This window comes from Ferrovum myxofaciens (assembly GCF_000735045.1).
Taxonomy (GTDB): domain Bacteria; phylum Pseudomonadota; class Gammaproteobacteria; order Burkholderiales; family Ferrovaceae; genus Ferrovum; species Ferrovum myxofaciens.
This window is the reverse complement of sequence record NZ_JPOQ01000538.1, coordinates 1-1,459: the sequence shown is the minus strand read 5'-3', so window position 1 is coordinate 1,459 and position 1,459 is coordinate 1. Positions and strand designations below refer to the sequence as shown.

Here is a 1,459-nt window from a genome sequence, read left to right as displayed (position 1 = left end):
ACCTCTCGCGTTGAAGCAGGAAACATCTCTCGCAAGGGATATGCGGCTGGTCTTCGTAGATCAGGAATCCCTACCCTTCCCGTGCTTGCACGGCAGCCAAAAGCTGAGGGCGGGGAGGATGTCAAACAGGAGGTCTTTTTGACCCCCGCATCCCACGCTGACAGGCAAGGGATAGTTTGCGTCATCCACAGGTAAATCAATGATGGACAAGGTCGGCTTTGTCTTGTTCAATACAACTGTCCCACTCCACAGTGTCCAATATGGTAACCAACACTGCAAAACCAAAGACCGAAAGAATTTCTACCCAGACCAACATCTCATGTCCGAAGTATCCCATGATAACCCCCTATTTAAGGGTTCTTGAGCACACCGTTGCTCGGTATGTTCAGTTTGCCTGAAAATTTGATTTATGTCAATAAATTTGTTAAATTTCTCTCCCACCTTTCCGGGTAGTAGGGGTCACACCGTTGCGAGACGTTCCATGGTATCTGGATAACGCTCGACGAGGCGGATCAACAAGGCAGCCTGGGCATTGGGACGGGCGCGACCCTGTTCCCAGTTTTCAAGGGTACGCGGGTTAGTGCGCAGATAGCGTGCGAAAACCGGTCGAGATAGGTTCAACTTTTCCCGCAAAGCCAACAATTCATCCGCAGTAACCTCTGATGTCGGAATCATGTCGACCTCGTGAGTACGTAGCGTACGCTTTCCAGCGCGCTCCTCTGCCAACGCATTGAAACCCTCGGCAATCTCAGCAAACAGATTTCGATTTTTCATCGCCTTTCCTCCAATTCAAGTTTTAGCATGTCCCTGAGTAGCCCCTTTCCCTTCATGGTCAGGTCATCCATTTCATTCTTGTCGTATAGGGTGAAAAGCCAGAATTGCCGACCAGCATTCCACCAGAAGTAGATCACGCGCAACCCACCACGCTTTCCTTTGCCTCGTTTGACATCAGCGTGACGCAGTTTGCGCAAACCACCGCTGCCTTCAATAATGTCGCCAGCCTCCGGGTTCTTCATCAGAGTGTTTTGAAGGGCGCGGAAACTATCATCACTCAGGTAATCGGCCCTGAATCTGGCAAAGGAGGGCAACTCGACAAACAGGGCTTTCATGCTTTAACTATACGCAATCCACGTACATTAAGCAATGGTATGGAACTGTCCATCCCGTGGGAATGAAGCCGGTTGCATGTCCGGTGGCGAAAGCGAAGCAGAAGCCAGGGGCATGCTAGCCATGGCATGAGACTGATTGTCGACATGAACCTGTCGCTGCGTTCGAATAACATGTGTTGCATGTAACGACGAATGCAACTAAAATGTTGCATGTAACGACTCCGTGGGGATGAAATGGCAACACATGTGAATACACGAGTTCAGAGACACCGTGATACGTTGCGCATGGCTGGCCTGCGACCGATTCAAATTTGGGTGCCGGATACACGACGGCCGGACTTCGCTGAGGA

The 1,459-nt window shown here is 50.7% G+C and carries 4 protein-coding genes; 2 read left to right on the top strand and 2 right to left on the bottom strand.

Features of this window, described 5'->3' with window-relative positions; genetic code table 11:
* Positions 1–195, top strand: a 195-nt coding sequence (locus tag IV91_RS19440; RefSeq protein ID WP_233418509.1) for a hypothetical protein, incomplete at its 5' end; no start/stop codon positions are given.
* Between the two features lie 264 nt (positions 196–459).
* On the opposite strand, the gene IV91_RS0114985 is transcribed toward IV91_RS19440, so the two are convergent.
* Together IV91_RS0114985 and IV91_RS0114980 are read right to left on the bottom strand one after the other, a co-directional pair.
* Positions 460–774, bottom strand: coding sequence for a helix-turn-helix domain-containing protein (locus IV91_RS0114985; RefSeq protein ID WP_031599591.1), 315 nt, complete (start codon positions 772–774; stop codon positions 460–462).
* The gene (locus IV91_RS0114980; protein ID WP_031599590.1) at positions 771–1,109 is read right to left on the bottom strand and encodes a type II toxin-antitoxin system RelE/ParE family toxin; all 339 of its coding nucleotides are present in this window, start codon (positions 1,107–1,109) and stop codon (positions 771–773) included. Before IV91_RS0114980 ends, IV91_RS0114985 begins: the two co-directional genes overlap by 4 nt.
* 234 nt (positions 1,110–1,343) lie before the next feature.
* Between IV91_RS0114980 and IV91_RS19950 the strand changes: the two genes are divergently transcribed.
* On the top strand, positions 1,344–1,459 hold a 116-nt coding region (locus IV91_RS19950), incomplete at its 3' end, for an antitoxin MazE family protein (protein WP_150112502.1).

What these genes read in the sequence shown, in the direction of transcription:
- IV91_RS0114980 (WP_031599590.1), bottom strand. Translation starts at nt 1,109, where the DNA reads ATGAAAGCCCTGTTTGTCGAGTTGCCCTCCTTTGCCAGATTCAGGGCC.
- IV91_RS0114985 (WP_031599591.1), bottom strand. Translation starts at nt 774, where the DNA reads ATGAAAAATCGAAATCTGTTTGCTGAGATTGCCGAGGGTTTCAATGCG.